This is a genomic window from Streptomyces sp. 147326, from assembly GCF_045000215.1.
In the GTDB taxonomy this organism is placed as follows: Bacteria; Actinomycetota; Actinomycetes; order Streptomycetales; family Streptomycetaceae; genus Streptomyces.
In genome coordinates this window covers 2,195,440-2,220,742 of the sequence record NZ_CP134201.1, presented here as the reverse complement: position 1 = coordinate 2,220,742, position 25,303 = coordinate 2,195,440, and the positions used below count along the sequence as shown (strand labels likewise).

Genomic DNA, 25,303 nt, shown 5'->3' with positions numbered 1-25,303 from the left:
CACCACGCCACCACGCAACCCGCACCGACAAGGACCCCGTCATGCCCGCAGCCTTCACCCCGACCCGCACCTCCCGGCGCCAGTTCCTCACCCTGCTCGGCATTTCGGCGGCCGCGGTGAGCTGCGGCACGGCCACCGCCAACGGAGGCGGCTCCGGCTCGCAGGTCACCTCGCTCAAGTACCAGGGGTCGGTCGGAGCCGTCACCCTCCCCGAACTCGCCGCCGACCTGGGCTACCTGGGCGACCTCAAGCTGGAGTGGGTCGGCAACACCATCAGCGGCCCGCAGGACATCCAGTCCGCCGCCACCGGCCAGACCCACTTCGGCAGCGCCTTCAACGGCGCGGTCATCAAGCTCGCCGCCGGCAAGGCGCCGATCAAGGCGGTCATCTCCTCCTACGGCTCGGACCAGCACTCCTACGCCGGCTACTTCGTCCTCGAGGACAGCCCGATCCGCTCCGCCCGGGACCTGATCGGCAAGAAGGTCGGCATGAACACCCTGGGTGCCCACTACCAGGCGCTGCTCGACACCTACCTCAGCCGCAACGGCCTCGCCAAGGCGGACGCGGCCAAGGTCGAGGCCCTGGTGATTCCGCCCGTCAACACCGAACAGGCGCTGCGCGCCAAGCAGATCGAGGTCGGGGTGCTCACCGGCATCCTGCGCGACAAGGCCCTCGCCGCAGGCGGCATCCGCCCGCTGTTCACCGACGTGGAACTGCTCGGCCCGTTCAGCGCGGGCACCTACATCATGACCGAGCGCTTCATCAAGCAGAACCCGGACACCGTACGGACCTTCGTGACGGGCGTGGCCAAGGCCATCGAGTGGTCCCGCACCACCCCGCGCGAGGAGGCCGTCGCCCGGATGACCGAGATCGTCAAGAAGCGCGGCCGCAACGAGGACACCACCGCCCTGCAGTACTGGCGCTCCTACGGGATCGCCGAGACGGGCGGCCGGATACCCGACCAGGAGTTCCAGCTCTGGCTCGACTGGCTCGGTGAGCGCGGCGAGATCAAGCAGGGGCAGTTCGAGCCGTCCGACCTCTACACCAACGAGTTCAACGCTTACGGAAAGGGGTGACGGCCGCCATGACGAAGATCGTGTTCGAGGGCGTGCGCAAGACCTTCGGGGACTTCACCGCCCTCGACGGAATCGACCTGGAGATCCGCAGCGGGGAGTTCCTCGTCGTCGTCGGCCCCAGCGGCTGCGGCAAGTCCACCCTCCTCGACCTCCTCGGCGGCCTGGCGGCCCCGACGGCCGGGCGGATCCTGCTCGACGGCAAGCCGGTCACCGGGCCCGGCCTGGACCGGGGCATCGTCTTCCAGCAGTACGCGCTGCTGCCGTGGCGGACCGCCCAGGGCAACGTCGAGTTCGGCCTGGAGGCCACCGGTGTGCCGCGCCGGCAACGCGCCGCCCGGGCGAAGGAGTTCCTGGACCTGGTCGGACTGACCGGTTTCGAGGACCGGCACCCGCACCAGCTCTCCGGAGGCATGCGCCAGCGCGTCGCCATCGCCCGCGCGCTGGCGTACGACCCGGACGTACTGCTGATGGACGAGCCGTTCGCCGCGCTCGACGCGCAGACGCGCGAGTCGCTCCAGGACGAGCTGCGCCGCATCTGGCAGAGCACCGGCAAGACCGTCGTCTTCATCACGCACGGCATCGAGGAGGCCGTCTACCTCGGGCAGCGGGTGGCCGTCATGACCTCCCGGCCCGGCCGGGTCAAGGAGGTCGTCCCGGTCTCCTTCGGCGACCGCGACGGACTGCTGGGGGAGGCCCTGCGGTCCAGCCCGGAGTTCGCCCGCTACCGGCACGAGATCTGGAACCTCCTCCACGACGAGGTGGCCCGCGCCCAGCAACTGGAGAAGGAGGCAGCAGCCGTATGACCACCCGAACCGACACCACCGCCCTGGCGGCCCCGGGCCGCCCCGCCCCGGCCGAGTCCGCCCCGGACGCGGGGACCGCCCCCGCCGCGGCCGGGACCGCCGCCCCGGACGGGGCCCCCGCCCTCAAGACCCGGGCCGGCAAGTCCCCGGCCGACGCCAACGCCGACCCCGGGCCGGCCCGGGTACCCGCCGCGCCTGCAGCCCCGGTCCCCGTCCGGACAAGGACCGCCGCGCTCGCCGTCGTACGCGTCCTGAAGGCCGTCGCCGTCCGGACCGCCGCGATCCTCGCCCTGGTCGCCCTCTGGGAGATCGCCCCGCGCGCCGGCCTGGTCGACGTCACCTTCCTGCCTCCCATCAGCGAGGTGGCCGTCGCCTGGTGGGAGCTGGCCGGCGACGGCCAGCTCGCCGACCACACCCAGGCCAGCCTGATCCGCTCCTTCGGCGGCTTCGGCATCGCCGTGGCCGTAGCGGTCCCGCTCGGCCTGCTCATCGGCTGGTACCGGCCCCTCGCCGACTTCCTCGGGCCGCTGCTGGAGGTCTTCCGCAACACCGCGGCCCTCGCGCTGCTCCCGGTCTTCGTGCTGCTCCTCGGCATCGGTGAGACGTCGAAGGTGTCGATCGTCGTCTACGCCTGCCTCTGGCCCGTCCTGCTCAACACCATCAGCGCCGTCCGGAACGCCGACCCCACCCTGATCAGGCTCGCCCGGTCGATGGACCTCTCCACGCCCCGCCTGTTCCAGAAGGTGATCCTGCCGGCCTCCGTACCGGCCATCTTCACCGGAATCCGGCTGGCCGGCGCCGTCTCCATCCTGGTCCTGGTGGCCGCCGAGATGATCGGCGCCAAGGCGGGCCTCGGCTATCTGATCAACGCCTCGCAGTTCAACTTCGCGATCCCGCAGATGTACGCGGGCATCGTCACCATCTCCGCCATCGGCGTGGCCTTCAACCAGCTGCTGGTCACGATCGAGCGCCGCCTCAGCACCTGGCGCGTCCCCGCCTGAGGCCCGGCGGCCGACCCCCGCCGCCCGACGGCCCCGCCCCCGCTCCGCGCCACCTGACACACGAGGAACAGCCATGACCACCGCCCCCCGGACCCTCCACCTCAACGCCTTCCTCATGAACGCAGGGCACCACGACGCCGCCTGGCGCCACCCCGACAGCACCCCCGAACGGGTCACCGACCTGCGCTACTTCCAGGAACTGGCCCGCACCGCCGAGCGCGCACGGCTCGACTCCATCTTCTTCGCGGACGGACTCGCCCTCTGGGGCAAGGCCCGCTACAACGCCCTCGGCGGCTTCGAGCCGCTCACCCTGCTGTCCGCCATCGCCGCCGTCACCGAGCACATCGGGCTGATCGCGACCGTCTCCACCACCTTCAACGAGCCCTTCAACACGGCCCGGAAGTTCGCCTCCCTCGACCACATCAGCGGCGGCCGCGCCGGCTGGAACATCGTCACCTCCGGCACCGTCGACGAGGCCCGCAACTTCAACCGCGACGAGCACCTGGCGCACAACCTCCGCTACGACCGCGCCCGCGAGTTCCTCGACGTCGCCACCAAGCTCTGGGACAGCTGGGAGGACGACGCGATCGTCCTCGACAAGGAGCGCGGCATCTACGCCGACACCGACAAGCTCCACCCCGCCGCCCACCGCGGCGAGTACTTCGGGGTCGCCGGACCGCTCAACGTCCCGCGCTCCCCCCAGGGCCACCCGCTCCTCGTGCAGGCCGGCTCCTCCGAGGACGGCAAGGAGTTCGCCGCCCAGTACGCCGAGGCCGTGTTCACCGCCCAGCAGACCCTCGCCGACGGCCAGACCTTCTACAAGGACCTCAAGTCCCGCCTCGCCAAGTACGGACGCACCGAGAGCGACCTGCTCGTCCTGCCCGGCATCGCCCCCGTCATCGGATCCACCGAGGCCGAGGCGAAGGCCCTGGAGCAGCAGCTCACCGACCTCCAGGTGCCGGAGTACGGCCTCGCCCAGCTCTCCGGGATGCTGAACGTGGACCTCACCGGGCTGCCCCTGGACGGCCCGCTGCCCGACCTGCCCGAAGAGCGGGACGTCAACGGCAACAAGAGCCGCTTCACCCTCGTCGCCGAGCTGGCCCGCCGCGACGGCCTTACCCTGCGCGAGCTGATCGCCCGCCTCGGCGCCGGCCGCGGCCACCGCACCTTCGCGGGCACCCCCGAGCAGATCGCCGACCAGCTGGAGGAGTGGTTCACGCAGGGCGCCGCCGACGGCTTCAACATCATGGCCCCCGTCCTGCCCACGGGCCTGACCGCCTTCGTCGACCACGTCGTGCCGATCCTGCAGCGGCGCGGGCTGTTCCGCACCGAGTACACCGGCCGCACCCTCCGCGAGAACTACGGCCTCGCCCGCCCGGCCAACCGCCACACACGGGAGGACGCATGAGCGACCACGTCACCGACGTGCTCGTCGTCGGCGGCGGACCGGCCGCCACCTGGGCCGCCCTCAAGGCGGCCCGGGCCGGGGCCCGGGTCGTCCTCGCGGACAAGGGCTACTGCGGTACGAGCGGCGCCACGGCCGCCGGCGGTACCGGCGTCTGGTACGTCCCGCCCGAGCCCGCCGCCCGCGAGGCGGCCATGGCCTCCCGCGAGGGCCTCGGCGGCTACCTGGCCGACCGGCGCTGGATGGCCCGGGTCCTCGACGAGACGTACGACCGGATGAACGAGCTGGCCACCGAGGGCCGCTACCCGTTCCCCACCGGGCCGGACGGCCGGCCGCTCCGGGGCGGCCTCCAAGGCCCCGAATACATGCGGCGGATGCGCATCCTGATCCGCCGCGCCGGGGTCCGCGTCCTCGACCACAGCCCGGTCACCGAACTGCTCACCGACGCGGACGGCGCCGTGGCGGGCGCCGCCGGCTACCGCCGCCAGGCCCGGGAGCACTACCGGGTCCGGGCGGGCGCCGTGGTCCTCGCCACCGGCGGCTGCGCCTTCCTCAGCGGGGCGCTCGGCACCAACACCAACACCGGCGACGGCGCGCTCTTCGCCGCAGAGGCCGGGGCGGAGCTCTCCGGCATGGAGTTCTCCAACGCCTACGGGATCGCACCCGAGGGCACCTCGGTCACCAAGACCGCCTTCTACTCCTTCGCCACCTTCTACCAGGAGGACGGCAGTGTGCTGGAGGGCGCGGCCAGCCAGGGCGGCCGGTCGGCGATCGCCCGCGAACTCCTCACGGGCGCCCGGGTGTACGCGCGCCTCGACCGCGCCGACGAGAGGGCCCGGGCCGCGATGCGCCTCGCGCAGCCCAACTTCTTCCTCACCTTCGACCGGCTCGGCATCGACCCCTTCACCGACCGCTTCGCCGTGACCCTGCTCGCCGAGGGCACGGTCCGCGGCACCGGCGGCATCCGGATCACCGGCGACGACTGCGCCACCGGTGTCCCGGGCCTCTACGCCGCCGGGGACGCGGCCACCCGGGAGGAGATCTGCGGCGGCTTCACGGGAGGCGGCAGCCACAACGCCGCCTGGGCCGTCTCCTCCGGCAGCTGGGCCGGCCGGGGCGCCGCCCGGCACGCCCTGTCCCTCGGTCCGGGACGGGCCGCCCGCCGCCCCGTCACCGGCGCCGGCGGAGCCGGACTGCGCCCGACGGGGCACCGGGCCGAGCCGGGCGGGCACCGGGCCGCCGTGGAGCTCGTACGGGCGGAGGTCCTCCCGTACGACAAGAACTACCTGCGCCGCGGGGAGGTCCTCGCCGCCTCGCTGCGGACCCTCGACACGGCCTGGTCGCAGCTGCGCGCCACGCTGCACGGCGAGGGCGCGGAGCTGGTCAGGGCCCGGCAGGCGGCCGCGATGACGGCGCACGCGCGGTGGATGTACGCGGCCGCGCTCGCCCGGCCGGAGACCCGGGGGATGGCCAAGCGCCTGGACCATCCGCACCAGGACCCGAAGCTGCACCACCGGATCCTGGTGGGCGGCCTGGACCGGGTGTGGACCCGGCCCGCGGCCCTGACGGGTACGGGGGCGGCGGCGTGATCGAACTGGTCTCGCGTGACCGGTGCATCACCTGCGACAAGTGCATCGAGGTGTGCCCGACGGACGTGTTCGAGCGGGGCCCCGGGGGGATCCCGCTGCTCGCCCGGCAGGAGGACTGCCCGACCTGCTTCCTGTGCGAGGCCAACTGCCCGGTGGACGCGCTGTTCGTCTCCCCGCTGACCCGCCCGGCGGCGGACGACCCTGCCGTACGGGACGAGGCGGGGCTGGCGGAGCGCGGCCTGCTCGGCAGCTACCGGCGCGAGATCGGCTGGGGCGAAGGCCGCAGGCCCGGGTCGCTCAGGGCGGTCGGGCCGCCGCTGGGCCCGGACCTGCTGCCGATCACGTCCTGAGGCGGGAGGGGCGGTCCGGGCGGACCGCCCCTCGCCGCCCCTCGCCGTTCGTCGCGTCAGACCGTCAGGACGATCTTGCCGCGCGTGCGGCCCGCGGCGCTCAGCTCCCAGGCCCTGGCAGCCTCGGCGAGCGGCAGCGCGTGCTCCACGTTGACGGTGAGGCGGCCCGCGTCGGCCAGTTCCGCGAGGAACGTCAGGTCGGCCGTGTCGGGGCGCACCCACAGCTGGTGGGCGCCCTTGGCGGCCGCCTGGTAGTCGGCGATGGAGGCGACCCGGTCGCGCTCCTTGACGAGGGACTGCAGGGTCTCCACCACGTCGTCCCCGTAGAAGTCCAGGGCCGCGTCGACTCCTTCGGGCGCCAGCTCGCGGATCCGGTCCGCCAGGCCCTCCCCGTACAGCACCGGTTCGGCGCCGAGCGCACGCAGGTAGTCGTGGTTGTGCGCGCCGGCCGTGCCGATGACCCGCAGGCCGAGCGCGACGGCGATCTGCACGCCGAAGGAGCCGGTGCCGCCCGCCGCGGAGTGGATGACGACGGTCTCGCCGGCCTTGGCGCCCACGCGGGTGAGGGACTGGTAGGCGGTGAGGCCGGCCAGCGGGATGCCCGCGGCCTGCTCGAAGCTCAGCGCGCGGGGCTTGCGGGCGAGGGTGCGGACGGGGGCGGTGACCAGTTCGGCGTAGGTGCCGAGCTCCACCCACTCCTTGCGGACGTAGCCGTACACCTCGTCGCCCACGGCGTAGTCGAAGGTGTCCGGGCCGACCTCCTCGACGATTCCGGCGACGTCCCAGCCGGGTATGACGGGGTAGCGGACTTCGAGGATCGGGTCGAGGTATCCGGCGGCGAGCTTCCAGTCGACCGGATTGACTCCGGCGGCCTTGACGCGGACGAGGACCTCGCCCGGTCCCACCTTCGGCTGCGGTACGTCAACGAGCGTGAGGTTCTGGGCAGTTCCGTATGCGCTGTACGTGATGGCCTTCATGATCGTTCCCAACAGGGCCCCGCGGAGCGCTATTCCCTCACGCGGGCAGGGTGTTGCGGTGCGAGCTGCGGCGGGCCGCGGCGAAGAGCGCCTGGAACTGCGTACCGGACTGCTCGACGTCGTCTAGGGGGGAGGGGAAGGGCAGCGTCACGTCCCGGTGGCCGCGCCGCTCCTCCAGCCGCAGGGTGATCCCGTACCGGTCCACGGCGACCGGCAGCGCGCGCACGACGGCGGCGGTGGGCAGCGGCCGGACCAGGCGCAGCAGCAGGGTGACGAGGTCGTGGTGGTCGTCGAGGAGGTGCGTGAGCATGCCCGCCTCGTACGGGGCGAGCGGGTCGGGGTGGGCCGCCTCCAGCTCTTCGAGGCCTGCGTACGCGAGGCCGTGCCCGGTCTCCAGGACGGCCTGGCCGAACTCCACGCAGGTGGATTCGGCGGCCTCGTCCGAGTAGGGGGTGAGCAGCCGGCCCAGCACGGTGACGCGGGCGCGCACCCGGTCGCGTACCGGGGTGGGGGCGACGTCGGTGAATTCCAGCCGGATCGTGGGCCGGTGCTCGGCGTCGCCGCCCGGCTCGGCGGGGTGCAGGTGCAACCGGCCCATCGGGTCGCTGCCGTCGAGGTGGCGGACCTCGGTGCGCCGTTCGTCGGTGATCAGGGTCATGGAGTGGGCGGCGGTCAGGATCGACCGGATTCGCTCGGCGTCGGTGGGCCGGGCGGCCGGGGTGGCGGGGGCACCGGACATGCGCATGCGGATCTCTCCATCGCCAGAGTAGGTTAGGTATGCCTAACCTAACTCATTCGGCGCTCCCGGAGTACCCGGCGTGGTTCGTGTCGCTGTTGGGCTGAACGGGTGAAACGCGAGAGGATGGGGGGATGCACAAGAAGCGCGCGGCCGAGGCGGCCCGGTGAGCAGGTACGACGTCACCGACGAACAGTGGGAGGGGCTCGCGCAGGTGGTCCCCCTGCGCAGTCGCAACGAGTGGCCCTCCCGGGTGGACCACCGCACGATTCCCAAGGCGCCCGGAGCGTCGGTGGCGGAGCAGCGGCGCTTCGTGGTGATCAGAGTTCAGATCTTCGCGGACGCGCGGGAGGTGGCGGAGTACCTGATCGCGCAGATCCCGGTGCTCCTCGACCTCACCGGCGCGGACAGCGAAGTGGCCAAGCGCATCCTGGACTTCAGCAGCGGCGTGGTCTTCGGGCTGGGCAGCGGCATGCACCGGGTGGACCGGAACGTCTTCCTGCTGGCCCCGGTGGGGACCGAGGTCGAGGGGATCGCGGCCGCGGCCGTCCCCCGATCGTAGGAAGGTCCCCACGAGGGAACGGTTCGCCGGGGCCACGGGGGGTCCGGCGGCCCGTACCGTCCCGCGCATGGACGCCACCCTGGACGCGGCGGTGGGCCCCGCCCCCGCCCCCGCCGCACTCGCCCCCGACTCCGGCCCCGCGTTAGCCGACGCCGAGCCGGCCGACACCCCCACCGTTCCCGCGCAGGCCGGGGCGGCCCCCGCCGGCCGCGCCGCCCCCGGCCGGGCCGGTGCCGCCGCGGCGGCCGAAGCCCCGGCCGGGCCTGACGCTTCCGCGGCACCGGCCGCCTCCGCGGACGAGGGCCCCGCCTCCGGCGCGCCGGCCGGGCCGACCGGCGGCCCGGCCGTGCCGCCGCAGGCCGGGCCCGGCGGCTCCGGGCCGCCCGCCGAGCCGGCGCAGCCGCACCGGCGGCCCGTGGTCACCGAGTTGAGGCTCTCCGCCTTCGGGCCGCACCGGTCGGCCGCCTTCCCGCTCGGGCCCGTCACCCTCTTCGCCGGGCCGAGCGGCAGCGGCAAGTCCCAGGCCCTGACCGCCTACGAGTCCCTGGCCGGGCTGGGATCCGGAGCCACGCTGGAGGAGGCCTTCCCGGACCCGCGCGCCCGCATCCCCGACCTGGCCGTCCCCGACGCCCAGCGGCGGCGCGGATTCCGCCTCGGCTGCACGGTCGACGGCCCTGCCGGTCCGGTCCGGCTCGACCTCGCCGTCCAGGCCGAGCCCACCCTGCGGATCGTCGGCGAACGGCTCACGCAGGACGGGCGGATCCTGCTCGCCACCGCCCTGCGCGACCCCGGCCGGCGCTCCGTGCAGGCCGCCTGGCTGACCGGCGGCGCCATCGGCGTCACCAGGGCCCCGCTGCCCGACGACCGGCTCGGCACGGCGCTGCTCCCGCTGCGCGTCGCCGGCTCCACCGCGGGCCAGCGGCAGGTCCTGGCCGCCGCCGAGCAGGTCGTGGTGGCCCTGCGCTCGGTGTTCCCGTGCGACCCCCGCCCGGACCGGATGCGCGCCGCCGTCCCGCCGGGGGAGGGCCGGCTGCTGGGCGACTGCGCCAACCTGGCCGACGTACTGCGCCGGACCCGCCACGAATGCGGCACGCGCCACGCGCTGCTGGCCGGTGCGGCCCGTACCGGCTGCGCCGGGCCCGTCGCCGGGCTCGACGTACGGGCCCGCGCGGGCGGCGGGCCCGTCACGGCGGTGCTGGACCGGGGCCCCGCCCGCCCCGCCACGGAGCTGGCCCGCCTCGGCGCGGGCGAACTGCGCTTCCTCGCGCTGGCGCTGGTCCTGCTGACCGGCCCCGGGGTGCTGGCCATGGACCCGGCCGCCGAACTGCTCTCCGCGCAGCAGGCCCTGACCGTGCTGGCCGACGGCTTCGACCGCGGCCTGGACCGGCGCCAGAGCGCCGAGCTGCTGCGCCTGGCCCTGCTGTCCGGCAGCCGCGGCCACATCCGGCTGGTGGCGGCGGTGGGGGAGGATACCGCGGAGACCGCCCGCCGACTCCCGGGCGTCGCGATGGTAGACCTGACGGCATGAACGAGACGCAGGAGCCGCCGCCCGAGCGGCGGCCGGACGAACGGCCGACCGACGGGCCCGGCGAACGCCCCGGTGGGCGGACCGATGAGCGGCTGGACCGACTGCAGCGCCGGCTCGCGGAGTTCGCGGCGGCGCGGGGCTGGGAGCCGTACCACACGCCCAAGAACCTGGCGGTGGCGCTGAGCGTGGAGGCGTCCGAGCTGGTCGAGATCTTCCAGTGGCTGACACCGGAACAGTCGGCGAAGGTCATGGAGAAGCCGGAAACCGCCCACCGCGTGGCCGATGAGGTGGCCGATGTGCTCGCGTATCTGCTGCAGTTCTGTGAGGTTCTCGGGGTGGATGTGCTGGATGCGCTCGCCGCGAAGATCGAGAGGAACGAATTCCGCTTCCCTGTGACCGGTACACCGACACCCAATCGTCACTCTTCGGAGTGATGGACTCATCCACAATCACGTTTGTGTCCACATTTTCCGAATACCCCTGGCTTTACTGGCCCGTTGCCCTCACTCTGGGTAGTGGTGAGGACGGCGGGATGTCGTGCGGACGGGGGACGGCATATGGATGCGGTACGGCTCATCGCGGTCGGCCGGCACGCGCTGGCACAGAGCGGGGCTGCGTGGGACATCGTGGGCGAGGCCTGGCAGGCCCAGGCGCTCGCGCAGGGGATCGGGAGCTGTCTGGCGGTCACCGGGCCGCCGGAGCTGAGATCGGAGGCACGGGGACTGGGGGAAGCGGGAGGCAGAGGGTGCGGGGTGCTCGACAGAGCCGCCCTGCGCGGCGAGGGCAGCGCGCCCGAGTATCCGCCGCGGGCGGCACAGCTGAGCGAGGTCTCGGATGTCCGCCAGGCACTGCTCGGGCTGCAGGCGCTGCTGGGCGAAGTGGGGATAGCCCTGGTCGGGGTGGCCTGCGGGACGGACGACGAGACCCTGTACTGGCAGTGCATAGAGTCGATCGACGCGGCCGACGAGTCGAGCGACCGGGTACGGGCGATCCTGCGCCGCATGGTGGTCCGCGAGCGGGGATCCGCCTCGGGCGTGGCCTGATGAGGGTGAATCGAGTGGGGTCCCGCCGTGCGCGGCGGGACCCGTACGGTCAGGACGACCGGTAGGACGGGCGCCCGCCCTCGGGGGTGCGGTCCGTGGAGGACTGGAGATCGGCGTCGAGCTGCGAGAGGTCGGCGTTCAGCGCCGCCATCAGCTCTTCCATCTGCTGCAGCAGGCCCTTCGGTGCGCCGCCGCCCTGAGCGGGTACCTCGGACTCCCGGGGTGCGTGCTCGTGTGCTGCCTGTCCGGTCGGTCCGGTCGGTCCGGTCTGTTGCGGGGTCTCCGGCACGGCCTCGTGGGACATGGCGGCCTCCTCGGCCCTGGCCCTTCCAAGGCGGAAGGGGGCGGTGGACGCACCGGCGCGGGTCCGCCGGCGCGCGGGCCGGGCGGTCCGGCTCCGTCCGAGGAAACGATCCCCATCCGGGCTGGTCACTGGCGGCCTCCCGGGTGGACCATCCGGTTGACGCAGATTCACCCTGCCGGGGCGGGAAGTGCAGGATGGGTTCATGGACCTGCGCATTTTCACCGAGCCCCAGCAGGGTGCGAGCTACGACACCCTCCTCAGCGTCGCCAAGGCCACCGAGGAACTGGGTTTTGACGCCTTCTTCCGCTCCGACCACTATCTGAAGATGGGATCCACCGACGGCCTGCCGGGGCCCACCGACGCCTGGATCACCCTCGCCGGCCTGGCCCGCGAGACCAAGCGGATCCGCCTGGGCACGCTGATGACGGCCGGCACCTTCCGGCTGCCCGGCGTCCTCGCCATCCAGGTGGCACAGGTGGACCAGATGTCCGGCGGCCGCGTCGAACTGGGCCTGGGCGCGGGCTGGTTCGAGGAGGAGCACAAGGCGTACGGGATCCCCTTCCCGGCGGACCGGATGTCCCGGCTGGAAGAACAGCTGGCCATCGTCACCGGCATGTGGGCCACCGAGGCCGGCGCCACCTTCGACTTCACCGGCCGCCACTACCAGGTGGAGAACTCGCCCGCACTCCCCAAGCCCGCCCAGGCCAGGGTCCCCGTCCTCATCGGCGGCCACGGAGCCAAGCGCACTCCGCGGCTCGCCGCGCGCTACGCGAGCGAGTTCAACGTGCCGTTCGCGTCGATCACCGACAGCGAGCGGCAGTTCGGCCGCGTCCGGGAGGCGGCCGAGGAGGCCGGCCGCAAGCCCGACGACCTGATCTACTCCAACGCCCTCGTGGTGTGCGTGGGCAAGGACGACGCCGAAGTGGCCCGCCGGGGCGCCGTCATCGGCCGGGACGTGGACGAGCTCAAGGCCAACGGCCTGGCCGGCTCCCCGGCCGAGGTCGTGGAGAAGATCGGCGCCTACGAGGCCGCCGGCTCCTCCCGCGTCTACCTCCAGCTGCTCGACCTCGACGACCTGGACCACCTGGAGCTGATCTCCGCCCAGGTGCTCTCCCAGCTCGGTCGGTAGGAGCCGCCCCGTGCCACGCGCGTCCGGCCCGCTCGCCGAGGCCCTCGGCCGCAGGACCGTGCTCCTGGACGGCGGTCTGAGCAACCAGCTCACCGCCCAGGGCTGCGACCTGACCGGCGGCCTCTGGTCGGGCCGTGTGCTCGCCGAGCGGCCGGACCAGGTGGAGGCCGCCCACACGGCGTACGCGCGGGCCGGCGCCGAGGTGCTGATCACCGCCAGCTACCAGGTCGGCTACGAGGCCTTCGCCGCGCACGGCCACGACCGCGCCGCGACCACCGCCCTGCTGCACCGCAGCGTCGACCTGGCGGCCCGCGCGGCCGGGGCCGCCGGCCACGAGGTGTGGGTGGCCGCCTCGGTGGGCCCGTACGGGGCGGTGCTCGCGGACGGCTCCGAGTACCGCGGCCGGTACGGCCTGAGCGTGCGCGAGCTCGCCGCCTTCCACCGCCCCCGCATCGAGGCCCTGCTCGACGCCGGCCCCGACGTCCTCGCCGTGGAGACCCTCCCCGACCCGGCCGAGGCCGAGGCCGTGCTCACCGTCCTGGCGGAAACGGGCGCCCGCGCCTGGCTCAGCTACACCGTGGCCGGCGGCCGTACCCGCTCCGGCGCGCCCCTCCCCGAGGCCTTCGCCCTCGCCGCGCAGGCCCCCGAGATCATCGCGCTCGGCGTCAACTGCTGCGACCCCGCCGAGGTCCTCCCCGCCCTCGAAGCGGCAGCCGCCACCACCCGCAAGCCGCTCCTGGCCTACCCCAACGACGGCTCCGTCTGGGACGCCGCCACCCATACCTGGCACACCCCCGGGACCCGGGCCCCCTGGCCCACCCGAGCCTGGCACCGCGCCGGCGCCCGCCTCATCGGCGGCTGCTGCCGCATCGGCCCCGCCCGGATCGCCGCCCTGGCCACCGCCGTCCACACCCCGGAAGGCCGGGGCGCCCCCGGCGGGGATCCGGTCTGACCCTCCCGGAAAACGAGAGGCGCTCAGCCGCGATGACCAGCAACAATCGGTCGTGTGTTCCTGACGATCTCCACCACCGGCTCCCCTGAACGACCCGCCACCGACCTGGGCTACCTGCTGCACAAGCATCCCGGGAAGACGCAGGCGTTCTCCACCTCCCACGGCACCGCCCACGTGTTCTACCCCGAGGCCACCGCCGAACGGTGCACGGCGGCCCTGCTGCTGGAGGTGGATCCCGTCGCACTCGTGCGGCGCGGCCAGGGCAAGGGCCGTGGCGGGGCGCCCGACGCCGCGCTCGCCCAGTACGTCAACGACCGCCCGTACGCCGCCTCCTCGCTGCTCGCCGTCGCGCTCAGCGGGGTGTTCCGCACCGCGCTCAAGGGCCAGTGCGCCCTCCGCCCGGAACTCCCGGAGCAGGCGCTGCCGCTGCGCATCGAGATCCCGGTGCTGCCCGCGCGCGGCGGGGCGGGACTCGTACACCGGCTGTTCGACCCGCTCGGCTGGGACCTCGTACAGGCCGAGGCCGTGCCGCTCGACGAGCAGTTCCCCGAGTGGGGGGACTCGCGGTACGTGCGGCTCGTCCTGGAGGGAGAGCTGCGCCTGGCGGACGCCCTGCGCCAGCTCTACGTGCTGCTGCCGGTGCTCGACGACGCCAAGCACTACTGGATCGCCCCCGACGAGGTCGACAAGCTGCTGCGCGCCGGAGACGGCTGGCTCGCCGCCCACCCCGAGAACGGGCTGATCAGCTCCCGCTACCTGGCCCGCCACAAGCGGCTGACCCAGGACGCCATCGAGCGCCTGGAGCTGGTCCGCCTCGCCGAGGCCGACGGCAGCGAGGTCGAGGAGCTCGACAACGCCGTGGACGAGACGCGCGACACCGAAGAGCGGCCCGTGCCGCTCGCCGTGCAGCGGCGCGAGGCGATCCTCGCCGCGCTGCGCGCCGCCGGCTCCCAGCGGGTGCTGGACCTCGGCTGCGGGCAGGGCCAGTTGGTGCAGGCCCTGCTCAAGGACCCGGCCTACACCGAGATCATCGGCATGGACGTGTCCGTACGGGCCCTCCACACGGCGGCCCGGCGGCTGCGCCTGGAGCGGCTGGGCGAGCGGCAGAGCTCGCGCGTCACGCTCCTGCAGGGCTCGCTCGCCTACACCGACAAGCGACTGGCCGGCTACGACGCGGCCGTGCTCAGCGAGGTCATCGAGCACCTGGACCTGGAGCGGCTGCCCGCCCTGGAGTACGTGGTGTTCGGCTCGGCCCGCCCCCGCACGGTCCTCGTGACCACCCCGAACGTCGAGTACAACGTCCGCTGGGAGACCCTGCCCGCCGGGCACGTCCGGCACGGTGACCACCGTTTCGAGTGGACCCGCGAGGAGTTCCGCGCCTGGGCCGGCGCCGTGGCGGCGCGCCACGGTTACGAGGTCGCGTACGTCCCCGTCGGCGACGACGACCCCGAGGTCGGGCCGCCGACCCAGATGGCCGTCTTCACCCAGACCGACACCACCACCGACACCACCACGACCACCACCACCGAGACCCCGAAGGAGGGCGAGGCAGCATGACCACCGAGACCGAGACCGAGACCCACCGCACCCGCGTACTTCCCGTCACCGACCTGTCCCTCGTCGTCCTGATCGGGGCCACCGGATCGGGCAAGTCCACCTTCGCCCGCAAGCACTTCAAGCCGACCGAGGTCATCTCCTCCGACTACTGCCGGGGCCTGGTCTCCGACGACGAGAACGACCAGAGCGCGAGCCGCGACGCCTTCGACGTCCTGCACTACATCGCGGGCAAGCGCCTCGCCGCCGGCCGCCTCACCGTCATCGACGCCACCAGCGTCCAGGCCGACGCCCGCCGTCAGCTGGTCCAGCTCGCCCGCGAGCACGACGTGCTGCCCATCGCCATCGTCCTGGACATGCCCGAACAGGTCTGCGCCGACCGCAACGCGGCCCGCCCCGACCGGGCCGGACTGCCCCGCGCCGTCATCCAGCGGCACCGCCGCGACCTGCGCCGCTCGCTGCGAGGCCTGGAGCGCGAGGGCTTCCGCAAGGTCCACGTCCTGCGCACCGTCGAGGAGGCCGAGACGGCCGAGGTGGTCCTGGAGAAGCGGTTCAACGACCTCACCCACCTCACCGGCCCCTTCGACATCGTCGGCGACATCCACGGCTGCGCCTCCGAGCTGGAGACCCTGCTCGCCAAGCTCGGCTACGAGGACGGAGCCCACCCCGAGGGCCGAACCGCCGTCTTCGTCGGCGACCTCGTCGACCGCGGCCCGGACAGCCCGGGCGTGCTGCGCCGCGTCATGGGCATGGTGAAGTCCGGCAACGCCCTGTGCGTGCCCGGCAACCACGAGAACAAGCTCGGCCGTTACCTCAAGGGCTCCAAGGTCCAGCGGACCCACGGCCTCGCCGAGACCATCGAGCAGCTGGAGGCCGAGCCGGAGGAGTTCGTCGAAGAGGTACGGGAGTTCGTCCGCGGCCTCGTCAGCCACTACGTCCTCGACGGCGGCAAGCTGGTGGTCTGCCACGCCGGGCTGCCCGAGAAGTACCACGGCCGCACCTCCGGCCGGGTCCGCTCGCACGCCCTGTACGGGGACACCACCGGCGAGACGGACGAGTTCGGCCTGCCCGTGCGCTACCCGTGGGCCGAGGACTACCGCGGCAAGGCCGTCGTGGTCTACGGCCACACCCCGGTCCCCGACACCGCCTGGATCAACAACACCATCTGCCTCGACACCGGAGCCGTCTTCGGCGGGAAGATGACCGCCCTGCGCTGGCCCGAGCGCGAACTGGTCGACGTACCGGCCGAGAAGGTCTGGTACGAGCCGGCGCGCCCGCTCGCCGCCGAGGCGCCGGGCGGCCACGACGGCCGCCCGCTCGACCTCGCCGACGTCCACGGCCGCCGGGTCGTGGAGACCCGGCACCTGGGCAACGTCAACGTGCGCGAGGAGAACGCGGCGGCGGCCCTGGAGGTCATGAGCCGCTTCGCGGTGGACCCGAGGCTGGTCCCGTACCTGCCGCCGACCATGGCGCCGACGGCGACCTCGCGGGAGGAGGGCTACCTGGAGCACCCCGCCGAGGCCTTCGCCCAGTACCGCAAGGACGGCATCGCCCAGGTCGTGTGCGAGGAGAAGCACATGGGCTCCCGCGCCACCGTCCTGGTCTGCAAGGACGCCGACGCGGCCCGCGAGCGCTTCGGCGTCGACGGCCCGACCGGCTCCGTCTACACCCGCACCGGGCGGCCGTTCTTCAAGGACCCGGAGGTCACCGAGGAGGTCCTCACCCGGCTCCGCTCGGCGGTCACCGACGCCGGCCTCTGGGAGGAGCTCGGCACGGACTGGCTGCTGATCGACGGGGAGCTGCTGCCCTGGTCCCTGAAGTCCGGCGGCCTGCTGCGCAACCAGTACGCCGCCGTGGGCGCGGCCTCGGGCGCCGTCTTCCCGGGCGCGATCGCCGCGCTGGAGGCGGCCGCCGCCCGGGGCGTCGACACCGGCGAGCTGCTGGAGCGGCAGCGCGGCCGGGCCACCGACGCGGCCGCCTTCACCGACGCGTACCGGCGCTACTGCTGGACCACCGACGGACTGGACGGCGTACGGTTCGCGCCCTTCCAGCTGCTGGCGGCGGCCGGACGGTCGCTGGCCGCCGTACCCCACGACGAGCAGCTGTTCTGGCTGGACCGCATGGTCGCCGCTGACGAGGCGGCCGGCACCGGGCTGCTGCGCCGCACCGGCCGGATCCTGGTGGACACCGCGGACGAGGACTCCGTACGGGCGGGCACCGACTGGTGGCTGGAGCTGACGGCCGCCGGCGGCGAGGGCATGGTCGTCAAGCCGCTCCAGGCCTACGCCCGGGACGGGAAGGGCCGCCCGGTCCAGCCCGGGGTGAAGGTGCGCGGACGCGAGTACCTGCGGATCATCTACGGCCCGGAGTACACCCGTCCGGACCACCTGGAGCGGCTGCGCGAGCGCTTCCTCGGGCACAAGCGCTCGCTCGCCCTGCGCGAGTACGCGCTCGGGCTGGAGGCGCTGGACCGGCTGGCGGACGGGGAGCCGCTGTGGCGGGTCCACGAGGCCGTCTTCGCGGTGCTCGCCCTGGAGTCGGAGCCGGTCGACCCCCGGCTCTGAGGGGTCCGGGCCCGGTCGCGTCAGCACGATCCGTAAAGGGGTGGCCCCCGTACGGCCGCTAATTAGGTCGTATGGGGGAACTTTCGTGGTGAACTCCGGGAAACGGACCGGCGGGATCGTTCAACCAGGGCAGCGGAATGTCCGCGACCCTGGAAGGACGGAACGTCACTTATGAAGATGACCGCGCGCGGAAGCATTGCGGCGCTCATGACCTGTATGGCCGCGGCCGCCGCGGCCACCCCGGCCGCGGCGAACTCGGTGCCGGTCGGTGTCCCGCTGGACGCCGTGAAGACCACGCTGGGCGTGGACACCCCGCGCGTGGGCACGGGCGTGCCGGTGCCGGTCGTGGGAGCGCCCGAGGCTCCCCGCTTCCACAAGGGGGACATGCTCCCCACCCCACTGCTCCCGGTGGTCCCGATCGGCACCGAGCTCGGCAGCACCCTCGTCACCTCCCCGGTGCCGAACCTGCTGGGCGAGCCGGAGACGGACGGCGAGGGTTCCGTGGAGGCTCCGGCCACCGACCTGCTCGCCCGGACCCCCGGGCTGGTCGCCGGCGGTCTGCTGAAGATGCCGGACGCCTCCAACTCCGGGATCCCGAACCTGGCCGCGCCCGAACTGGGCCTGACCGCCCCGGAACTCACCGGCGCCCCGTCGGCGCTTCTCGGCCTCGGCACCCCCCGCTGAGCGGACGCCACGTCAAAAGGCCGCCCGGTCTGGGAATGTGTACGGCATGGGATTCCATGTCGACTCCGAGACCGGGCGGCTTCGCCGCGTCATCCTCCACCGGCCCGACCTGGAGCTGAAGCGGCTCACACCGAGCAACAAGGACGCGCTCCTCTTCGACGACGTGCTGTGGGTGCGCCGGGCCCGCCAGGAGCACGACGGCTTCGCGGACGTGCTGCGGGACCGGGGCGTGGAGGTGCACCTCTTCGGGGACCTGCTGTGCGAGGCCCTCGAGATCCCGGAGGCGAGACACCTCGTACTGGACCGGGTGTTCGACGAGAAGGAGTACGGGCCGCTCGCCACCGACCACCTGCGGTCGGTGTTCGACGGGCTGCCCTCGGCCGAGCTGGCGGAGGCGCTGGTCGGCGGGATGACCAAGCGGGAGTTCCTGGAGCGGCACGCCGAGCCGGTGTCCGTGCGCTTCCACGCCCTGGACACCGACGGCTTCCTGCTGGGTCCGCTGCCGAACCACCTCTTCACCCGCGACACCTCCGCCTGGATCTACGACGGGGTGTCCATCAACGCGATGCGCTGGCCTGCCCGGCAGCGCGAGACCGTCCACTTCGAGGCGATCTACAAGCACCACCCGCTCTTCACCACCTCCGGCGCCTTCCACTACTGGTCGCAGGGCCAGGCGGACTACCCCTCGACCATCGAGGGCGGGGACGTGCTGGTCATCGGCAACGGCGCGGTGCTGATCGGGATGAGCGAGCGCACCACGCCGCAGGCGGTGGAGATGCTGGCGCGCGGCCTGTTCGCGGCCGGCTCGGCCACCACCATCGTGGCGCTGGACATGCCGAAGAGCCGGGCCTTCATGCACCTGGACACGGTGATGACGATGGTCGACGCAGATACGTTCACGCAGTACGCGGGGCTCGGCATGCTCCGCTCCTACACGATCGAGCCGGGCGCGGGACCGCAGGAGCTGAAGGTGACCGACCACCCGGCCGAGCACATGCACCGGGCCATCGCGGCGGCGCTCGGTCTGGACTCGATCCGGGTGCTGACCGCGACGCAGGACGTGCACTCGGCGGAACGCGAGCAGTGGGACGACGGGTGCAACGTGCTGGCCGTGGAGCCGGGGGTGGTGGTCGCGTACGAGCGGAACGTGACGACCAACACACACCTGCGCAAGCAGGGCATCGAGGTGATCGAGATCCCGGGCAGCGAGCTGGGCCGGGGCCGGGGCGGCCCGCGGTGCATGAGCTGTCCGGTCGAGCGGGACGCGGTCTGAAGCCGCCCCCGGGCGGCCACCGGCCCAGGGGGAGGGTGCGGGGGAGGGCGGGAGAGGGCAGGGAGAGGGCTCTGTATATCAATACAGAGGATCGTATAGACTTCCAGCATCCCCTGTCACCGTGACGCTGGAGCGACCCCATGGCCACCGACCTCGCAGGCCGCAGTTTTCTCAAGGAGCTCGACTTCACGGCCGCCGAGTTCCGCGGCCTGATCGAGCTCGCCGCCGAACTGAAGGCGGCCAAGAAGGCCGGGGTCGAGCAGCGCCTGCTCCAGGGCAGGAACATCGCGCTGATCTTCGAGAAGACCTCGACGCGGACCCGCTGCGCCTTCGAGGTCGCCGCCGCGGACCAGGGCGCCCACACCACCTACCTCGACCCCGCGGGCTCCCAGATGGGCCACAAGGAGTCGATCCGCGACACCGCGCGGGTGCTCGGCCGGATGTTCGACGGGATCGAGTACCGCGGTGACAGCCAGGAGGCCGTCGAGCAGCTCGCCGCCCACTCCGGCGTGCCCGTCTTCAACGGCCTCACCGACGACTGGCACCCCACCCAGATGCTGGCCGACGTCCTCACGATGACCGAGCACACGGCCAAGCCGCTGGACCGGATCGCCTTCGCCTACCTCGGCGACGCCCGCTTCAACATGGGCAACTCGTACCTGGTGACCGGTGCGCTGCTGGGCATGGACGTACGGATCGTGGCGCCCGGGGCCTACTGGCCGGCCGAGTCGGTGGTGGCCGCGGCGCGGGAGCTCGCGCAGGGGAGCGGCGCCCGGATCACCCTGACCGAGGAGGTCGCCGAGGGGGTCGCGGACGCGGACTTCGTGGTGACCGACATCTGGGTGTCCATGGGTGAGCCCAAGGAGGTCTGGGACGAGCGGATCGCGGCCCTGTCCCCGTATGCCGTGACCATGGACGTGCTGCGGGCCACCGGGAACCCGGACGTGAAGTTCATGCACTGCCTGCCGGCCTTCCACGACCTCGGCACCAAGGTGGCCCGGGAGATCCACGAGCGGCACGGGCTGGAATCCCTGGAGGTGACCGACGAGGTGTTCGAGTCGGCGCACTCCGTGGTCTTCGACGAGGCCGAGAACCGGCTGCACACCATCAAGGCCGTACTCGTCGCCACGCTCGGGCGGCCCGGCCGGAGTGACGCATAGTCATACGCGGCGGCCGAGCCGGCTCCCGGGCTCGTCCCGCGGGTAGGGAGGGCTCCCCGAGGAGCGGACTGCCCCCGGGTACCAGGGCGGCGGCCGCGAACGCCGACACGATCTCGCGCTTCTCTGACGGCAGTCACGATCTGGTGATACCGTCGATCGTGTGAGTCCCTTCACCGGTTCCACAGCAGCGACCGAACGGTGGCACCACCTCCGGGTCACCCGGCAGGACGGCGTAGCCACCGTCACCTTCGACCGCCCCGAGAAGCTGAACGCGCTCACCTTCGGTGCCTACGCCGACCTGCGCGATCTGCTCGCCGAACTGTCCCGCGAGCGTTCCGTGCGCGCCCTCGTCCTGGGCGGCGAGGGCCGCGGCTTCTGCTCCGGCGGGGACGTGGACGAGATCATCGGCGCCACCCTCGCCATGGACACCGCCCAGCTCCTCGACTTCAACCGGATGACCGGCCAGGTGGTGCGCGCCCTCCGCGAATGCCCCTTCCCGGTGATCGCCGCCATGCACGGGGTGGCCGCCGGGGCCGGCGCCGTCCTCGCGCTCGCCGCCGACTTCCGCATCGCCGACCCCACCGCCCGCTTCGCCTTCCTCTTCACCCGCGTCGGCCTCTCCGGCGGCGACATGGGCGCCGCCTACCTGCTGCCCCGGGTCGTCGGCCTCGGCCACGCCACCCGGCTGCTGATGCTCGGAGAGCCCGTACGCGCCCCCGAAGCCGAGCGGATCGGCCTGCTCAGCGAGCTCACCGAGGAGGGCAAGGCCCACGTACGGGCCGCCGAACTCGCCGCGCACCTGGCCTCGGGGCCCGCCCTCGCCTACGCGCAGACCAAGGCGCTGCTCACCTCCGAACTCGACATGCCGCTGGCCGCGTCGGTGGAGCTGGACGCCGCCACCCAGGCCCTGCTGATGAACGGCCAGGACTACGCGGAGTTCCACGCGGCCTTCACCGGGAAGCGGGCGCCCGCCTGGAAGGGCAGGTAGTCGGATGTCAGCGTGCCGCGTGTCTCCGGGCGCCATGCGGGTCGCCGTCGTCGGCGGGGGACCGGGCGGGCTGTACGCCGCCGCGCTCCTGGCCCGTCAGGGCCACGCCGTGGACGTCTGGGAGCGGGGCGCCGCCGACGACACCTTCGGCTTCGGCGTGGTCCTCTCCGACGAGACCCTCGGCGGCATCGAACGGGCCGACACCGTCGTCTACGCGGCCCTGAGCGCCGAGTTCGTGCGCTGGGACGACGTGGACATCGTGCACCGGGGCCGGCTGCTGACCTCCGGCGGCCACGGCTTCGCGGCCGTCGGGCGGCGCCGGCTGCTGCAGATCCTGCACGAACGCTGCGCCGGGCTCGGCGTCCGGCTCCGCTTCCGCACCGTTGCCCCGGACGTGCGGGACCTCGCCGCCGCGTACGACCTGGTGGTCGCGGCGGACGGGGTGCACAGCGCGATCCGGGAGGCCGGGGCCGCGCACTACGGGCCGACGCTGACCCCCGGGCGCTGCCGCTACATCTGGCTCGCCGCCGACTTCGCCTTCGAGGCCTTCCGCTTCGAGATCGCCGAGACCGAGCACGGGGTCATGCAACTGCACGCCTACCCCTACGCGGCGGACGCCTCCACGGTGATCGTCGAGATGCGGGAGGAGGTCTGGCGGGCGGCCGGCCTCGACCTGTGCGACGAGGACGAGTCCGCGGCCCGCTGCGCCAAGATCTTCAGCGAGGCCCTGCGCGGACGGCCGCTGCGCGGCAACCGCTCGGCCTGGACGCGCTTCGACACCCTCGTCAACGAGCGCTGGTCACACGGAAACGTGGCCCTGCTCGGCGACGCGGCCCACACCGCCCACTTCTCCATCGGGTCCGGCACCAAGCTGGCCGTCGAGGACGCGCTCGCCCTCGCCGAAGCGGTGGCCGGCGCGGACGGCGACGTACCGGCCGCCCTCGCCGCGTACGAGACGGCGCGCCGCCCGGCGGTCGCCAGCACCCAGCGGGCCGCGGCCGCGAGCCGGGCCTGGTTCGAGGAGATCGCCGGATACGTCGACCAGCCCGCACGGCAGTTCGCCTTCAACCTCCTCACCCGCAGCCGCCGGGTCACGCACGACAACCTGCGGCTGCGCGACGAGCGGTTCGCGCGCGCGGTGGAACGCGACTTCGGCTGCCCGGACGAGCACACCCCGCCGATGTTCACCCCCCTCACCCTGCGCGGCCTGACCCTGCGCAACCGGGTCGTCGTCTCCCCGATGGACATGTACTCGGCCGTGGACGGAGTCCCGGGCGACTTCCACCTCGTGCACCTCGGCGCCCGGGCCCTCGGCGGGGCCGCCCTGGTGATGACGGAGATGGTCTGCGTCTGCGCCGAGGGCCGGATCACCCCCGGCTGCGCCGGCCTCTACACCCAGGAACAGGCGGCGGCCTGGCGGCGGATCACCGACTTCGTCCACACCTCGGCACCCGGCACCGCGCTCGGCGTCCAGCTCGGGCACGCGGGCCGCAAGGGCTCGACGCGGGTGATGTGGGAGGGCATGGACGACCCCCTCCCGGAGGGCAACTGGCCGCTGGTGGCCGCCTCCGGACTGCCCTACCGGCCGGGCGTCTCGGCGCTCCCGCGCGCCCTCGGGCAGGCGGACCTGGTGGCCCTGCGCTCCGAGTTCGCGGCCGCCGCCGTGCGCGCCGCCGACTGCGGGTTCGACCTGCTGGAACTGCACTGCGCCCACGGCTACCTGCTGTCCGGGTTCCTCTCACCGCTGACCAACCACCGCACCGACGCCTACGGCGGCACCCTGGAGAACCGCCTGCGCTTCCCGCTGGAGGTCTTCGACGCGGTCCGCGCGGTCTGGCCCGGGGACCGCCCGATGACCGTCCGCCTCTCGGCCACCGACTGGGCCCCCGGCGGCACCACGCCCGAGGAGGCGGTGCGGATCGCCGCCGCCTTCGCCGCCCACGGCGCCGACGCCATCGACGTCTCGACCGGCCAGGTGGTGGCGGACGAGGCACCCGAGTACGGACGCTCGTACCAGACCCCGTACGCCGACCGGATCCGCAACGCGCTCGGCATCCCCGTCATCGCGGTCGGCGCCATCTCCTCCTGGGACGACGTGAACTCCCTGCTGCTGGCCGGCCGCGCCGACCTCTGCGCGCTCGGCCGCCCGCACCTCTACGACCCCCACTGGACCCTGCACGCGGCCGCCGACCAGTCCTACGAAGGCCCGGGCGCCCCCTGGCCGGCCCCGTACCGCGCGGGCAGCCGCAAACCGCCGACGGGACGCGGTTAGGCCGTCGCGGCGGCGGCCCGGTCCGGCGCGCTCACACCGGGACGACCTCGGCGCGGTCCTCGACCGGGGTGTAGCCCAGGCGCTGGTAGACGCCGTTGCTGGTGGGGTTGGCCAGGTCGGTGAAGAGGAGGACCTCCGAGGCGCCGGCCGCGTACGCCGCCGCGCTCGCCGCGTGGGTGGCTCCGGCGGCGTAGCCGCGGCCGCGGAGGGCGGGCGGGGTGTAGACCGGGCCGACGCGGGAGGCCGAGCCGATCGGGCGGGAGAAGCCCGCCAGGGAGACCGGCTCGCCCTCGTGCTCCCACAGCAGGGCTCCGCCGTACGAGATCCGGTCGCGCAGCGCGGCCTCGGAGGCGGCGCCCCTCACGCCCGCCTCCTTGTTGAAGGCGGTGATCCACTCCAGCAGCAGCGGGAGGTCCGCCGCGGTGGCGGTCCGCGGCCGCCCGGCCGGGGCGGGATCCGGGGCGACCAGGCCGGCCAGCCGGTACAGGCGGAGCTCCTCGGCGATCCGGGTGGGCCGCCCCCAGGCCTCGGCCAGCGCCTCCGCGTCCGGGCGGCGGGCGTTGAACCCGCGGATCACGGCGAGCAGCGGCTCGCCGCCGAGCGCGGACCCCAGGGCCCGGACCGCCTCGACGGGCACCACGCCGAGCACCATCGGGTGCGGCGGGGTGCACAGCAGCCCGCCGGCGACGGTCCGGTCGGCGCCGGTCCACCAGCCGAAGACGGGGGTGCCCTCACCGTAGGCGCCGGCACCGCGCCGCCGCAGCCCGTCGGTCACGGTCAGCAGAAGGGTGTTGGAGACGGGCTGCGCGGCCGCGGCCGGACCCGCCGCGGCCAGATAGGCCGTCAGGTCCGTGGTGAAGGTCCAGGTCATGGTCCATCCTGGCGGGACGGCGAGCCGCCGCGCACCCGGATTTCCGTCAGGTCGGCAGCCAACGCGGCCACCACGGCGGCACGTTGTCGGGCCCGCACCGCTCCAGGTTCCCGGGGTAGCCGTCCAGCGTCCCCTTCGTGGCGAAGAACACGAGCACCACCAGCGCGAGCACGAGCAGGAACGGCACGGGGCGCAACAGCAGGGGCAGCTCTCGGCTGAGGGAGGCGATCACCACTGCGAGGAAGGCGCATCCCGGCACCATCAGCATCAGCAGGAAGGCCATCTCGAACCGCCCGGCCGGCTCCCAGGCGGCGTCGCAGTACGCGCGGGCGCGGGAGGCGAGCGCGATGGCGGAGCACCCGGCCGCGGCTCCGACCAGCGCCGCCGCCACCAGCAGCAGGGCCGTGGCCCCTCGCCCGGGCGGCCTCGCGGGGCCCTGGTACGAGGGCTGCGGCTGGGACGGCGGCTGAGCCGAGGGCGGG

At 73.5% G+C, this 25,303-nt stretch carries 24 protein-coding genes; 19 read left to right on the top strand and 5 right to left on the bottom strand.

The features are described 5' to 3' along the window. The first annotated feature begins 41 nt into the window (after positions 1–41). The 6 genes from RIU97_RS10005 (at position 42) to RIU97_RS09980 (ending at position 6,224) form a co-directional block, all read left to right on the top strand. Positions 42–1,076: an ABC transporter substrate-binding protein gene (locus tag RIU97_RS10005; protein WP_404955327.1), complete on the top strand. Its 1,035-nt coding sequence runs from the start codon at positions 42–44 to the stop codon at positions 1,074–1,076. 8 nt (positions 1,077–1,084) lie between these two features. Beyond that, positions 1,085–1,879, top strand: a complete 795-nt coding sequence (locus RIU97_RS10000; RefSeq protein WP_404955325.1) for an ABC transporter ATP-binding protein — start codon at positions 1,085–1,087, stop codon at positions 1,877–1,879. After that, positions 1,876–2,880 carry an ABC transporter permease gene (locus RIU97_RS09995; protein WP_404955323.1) on the top strand — a complete coding sequence of 335 codons (1,005 nt, stop codon included), beginning with the start codon at positions 1,876–1,878 and terminating at the stop codon, positions 2,878–2,880. The genes RIU97_RS10000 and RIU97_RS09995 overlap by 4 nt, the downstream gene beginning before the upstream one ends. Positions 2,881–2,953: 73 nt before the next feature. Next, positions 2,954–4,288: an LLM class flavin-dependent oxidoreductase gene (locus tag RIU97_RS09990; protein WP_404955320.1), complete on the top strand. Its 1,335-nt coding sequence runs from the start codon at positions 2,954–2,956 to the stop codon at positions 4,286–4,288. After that, positions 4,285–5,874 carry an FAD-dependent oxidoreductase gene (locus tag RIU97_RS09985; RefSeq protein ID WP_404955318.1) on the top strand — a complete coding sequence of 530 codons (1,590 nt, stop codon included), beginning with the start codon at positions 4,285–4,287 and terminating at the stop codon, positions 5,872–5,874. Before RIU97_RS09990 ends, RIU97_RS09985 begins: the two co-directional genes overlap by 4 nt. Then, entirely contained in the window at positions 5,871–6,224 is a 354-nt protein-coding gene (locus RIU97_RS09980) for a 4Fe-4S binding protein (protein ID WP_404955316.1), read from the top strand. The genes RIU97_RS09985 and RIU97_RS09980 overlap by 4 nt, the downstream gene beginning before the upstream one ends. 56 nt (positions 6,225–6,280) lie before the next feature. Here the strand turns inward: RIU97_RS09980 and RIU97_RS09975 are convergent, their stop codons facing one another. Together RIU97_RS09975 and RIU97_RS09970 are read right to left on the bottom strand one after the other, a co-directional pair. Continuing rightward, positions 6,281–7,201 carry an NADP-dependent oxidoreductase gene (locus RIU97_RS09975; protein WP_404955314.1) on the bottom strand — a complete coding sequence of 307 codons (921 nt, stop codon included), beginning with the start codon at positions 7,199–7,201 and terminating at the stop codon, positions 6,281–6,283. Between the two features lie 37 nt (positions 7,202–7,238). After that, positions 7,239–7,946, bottom strand: coding sequence for a DUF2470 domain-containing protein (locus RIU97_RS09970; protein WP_404955312.1), 708 nt, complete (start codon positions 7,944–7,946; stop codon positions 7,239–7,241). Between the two features lie 157 nt (positions 7,947–8,103). Here RIU97_RS09970 and RIU97_RS09965 point away from each other — a divergent pair, with 157 nt between their 5' ends. From RIU97_RS09965 to RIU97_RS09950, 4 genes are all read left to right on the top strand, one after another. After that, positions 8,104–8,499 carry a cell division protein SepF gene (locus tag RIU97_RS09965; protein ID WP_030721444.1) on the top strand — a complete coding sequence of 132 codons (396 nt, stop codon included), beginning with the start codon at positions 8,104–8,106 and terminating at the stop codon, positions 8,497–8,499. A 67-nt stretch (positions 8,500–8,566) separates the two neighbouring features. Continuing rightward, positions 8,567–10,027, top strand: coding sequence for an AAA family ATPase (locus RIU97_RS09960; RefSeq protein ID WP_404955309.1), 1,461 nt, complete (start codon positions 8,567–8,569; stop codon positions 10,025–10,027). Continuing rightward, entirely contained in the window at positions 10,024–10,461 is a 438-nt protein-coding gene (locus RIU97_RS09955) for a nucleotide pyrophosphohydrolase (RefSeq protein ID WP_404955307.1), read from the top strand. Before RIU97_RS09960 ends, RIU97_RS09955 begins: the two co-directional genes overlap by 4 nt. Before the next feature lie 123 nt (positions 10,462–10,584). Continuing rightward, the gene (locus RIU97_RS09950) at positions 10,585–11,070 is read left to right on the top strand and encodes a DUF6099 family protein (protein WP_404955306.1); all 486 of its coding nucleotides are present in this window, start codon (positions 10,585–10,587) and stop codon (positions 11,068–11,070) included. Positions 11,071–11,119: 49 nt separating this feature from the next. Here the strand turns inward: RIU97_RS09950 and RIU97_RS09945 are convergent, their stop codons facing one another. Then, the gene (locus RIU97_RS09945; protein ID WP_404962802.1) at positions 11,120–11,359 is read right to left on the bottom strand and encodes a hypothetical protein; all 240 of its coding nucleotides are present in this window, start codon (positions 11,357–11,359) and stop codon (positions 11,120–11,122) included. Positions 11,360–11,576: 217 nt separating this feature from the next. Here RIU97_RS09945 and RIU97_RS09940 point away from each other — a divergent pair, with 217 nt between their 5' ends. The 9 genes from RIU97_RS09940 (at position 11,577) to RIU97_RS09900 (ending at position 23,950) form a co-directional block, all read left to right on the top strand. Further along, on the top strand, positions 11,577–12,503 hold the full coding sequence (locus tag RIU97_RS09940) for an LLM class F420-dependent oxidoreductase (protein ID WP_404955304.1): 927 nt from the start codon (positions 11,577–11,579) through the stop codon (positions 12,501–12,503). A gap of 10 nt (positions 12,504–12,513) precedes the next feature. Beyond that, positions 12,514–13,455, top strand: a complete 942-nt coding sequence (mmuM, locus tag RIU97_RS09935; protein WP_404955302.1) for a homocysteine S-methyltransferase — start codon at positions 12,514–12,516, stop codon at positions 13,453–13,455. Positions 13,456–13,509: 54 nt separating this feature from the next. Then, the gene (locus tag RIU97_RS09930; protein ID WP_404955300.1) at positions 13,510–15,012 is read left to right on the top strand and encodes a 3' terminal RNA ribose 2'-O-methyltransferase Hen1; all 1,503 of its coding nucleotides are present in this window, start codon (positions 13,510–13,512) and stop codon (positions 15,010–15,012) included. After that, positions 15,009–17,573, top strand: coding sequence for a polynucleotide kinase-phosphatase (locus tag RIU97_RS09925; RefSeq protein WP_404955298.1), 2,565 nt, complete (start codon positions 15,009–15,011; stop codon positions 17,571–17,573). The genes RIU97_RS09930 and RIU97_RS09925 overlap by 4 nt, the downstream gene beginning before the upstream one ends. Positions 17,574–17,780: 207 nt before the next feature. Then, the gene (locus tag RIU97_RS09920) at positions 17,781–18,257 is read left to right on the top strand and encodes a hypothetical protein (RefSeq protein ID WP_404955296.1); all 477 of its coding nucleotides are present in this window, start codon (positions 17,781–17,783) and stop codon (positions 18,255–18,257) included. Positions 18,258–18,303: 46 nt separating this feature from the next. After that, the gene (locus RIU97_RS09915) at positions 18,304–19,530 is read left to right on the top strand and encodes an arginine deiminase (RefSeq protein WP_404955294.1); all 1,227 of its coding nucleotides are present in this window, start codon (positions 18,304–18,306) and stop codon (positions 19,528–19,530) included. A 140-nt stretch (positions 19,531–19,670) separates the two neighbouring features. After that, positions 19,671–20,690: an ornithine carbamoyltransferase gene (gene argF / locus RIU97_RS09910; RefSeq protein WP_404955292.1), complete on the top strand. Its 1,020-nt coding sequence runs from the start codon at positions 19,671–19,673 to the stop codon at positions 20,688–20,690. A 160-nt stretch (positions 20,691–20,850) separates the two neighbouring features. Next, on the top strand, positions 20,851–21,678 hold the full coding sequence (locus RIU97_RS09905) for an enoyl-CoA hydratase family protein (protein ID WP_404955290.1): 828 nt from the start codon (positions 20,851–20,853) through the stop codon (positions 21,676–21,678). Positions 21,679–21,682: 4 nt separating this feature from the next. Further along, positions 21,683–23,950, top strand: coding sequence for a bifunctional salicylyl-CoA 5-hydroxylase/oxidoreductase (locus tag RIU97_RS09900; protein WP_404955288.1), 2,268 nt, complete (start codon positions 21,683–21,685; stop codon positions 23,948–23,950). A 31-nt stretch (positions 23,951–23,981) separates the two neighbouring features. Here the strand turns inward: RIU97_RS09900 and RIU97_RS09895 are convergent, their stop codons facing one another. Both RIU97_RS09895 and RIU97_RS09890 read right to left on the bottom strand, forming a co-directional pair. After that, on the bottom strand, positions 23,982–24,821 hold the full coding sequence (locus RIU97_RS09895; RefSeq protein ID WP_404955286.1) for a GNAT family N-acetyltransferase: 840 nt from the start codon (positions 24,819–24,821) through the stop codon (positions 23,982–23,984). A 46-nt stretch (positions 24,822–24,867) separates the two neighbouring features. Then, entirely contained in the window at positions 24,868–25,212 is a 345-nt protein-coding gene (locus tag RIU97_RS09890; RefSeq protein ID WP_404955284.1) for a hypothetical protein, read from the bottom strand. Positions 25,213–25,303 lie beyond the last annotated feature (91 nt).